The organism is Pseudoalteromonas rubra, from assembly GCF_005887115.1.
GTDB lineage: Bacteria > Pseudomonadota > Gammaproteobacteria > Enterobacterales > Alteromonadaceae > Pseudoalteromonas > Pseudoalteromonas rubra_F.
In genome coordinates this window covers 1-306 of the sequence record NZ_PNCJ01000219.1, presented here as the reverse complement: position 1 = coordinate 306, position 306 = coordinate 1, and the positions used below count along the sequence as shown (strand labels likewise).

The 306-nt window shown below is 43.5% G+C and carries 1 protein-coding gene; it reads left to right on the top strand.

Annotated elements, in window-relative coordinates; all coding sequences use genetic code 11:
- Positions 1-30: 30 nt before the first annotated feature.
- The coding region (locus CWB98_RS23820) for a histidine kinase dimerization/phospho-acceptor domain-containing protein (protein WP_212751173.1) at positions 31-306 on the top strand (276 nt) is incomplete at its 3' end.

Below are 306 nucleotides of genomic sequence, written 5' to 3'. Positions count from 1 at the left end.
GCTTTCACACTTTATGTTATTGGCGCTGTTGTGTTGATTGGACTAATTCTATTCGCCAGAACATATCAGCTAAAGCGGCGCAACCTGCACCTGGAAGAACTCGTGCTGTCGCGCACCGAAGAAATAGAGCAAAAGCGTGCTCAAATCGCCAGTTTAATGGAAAGTAAAAATGTGTTTTTTGGTAATGTATCTCATGAACTGAGAACGCCTCTGGCGGTGATCATGCTTCCAATTAAAAGTATGTTGAAGCAGGCAAATAATGACGGTAACAGCAAATGGCATGCAGCATATTCACAGGCTTTGAGG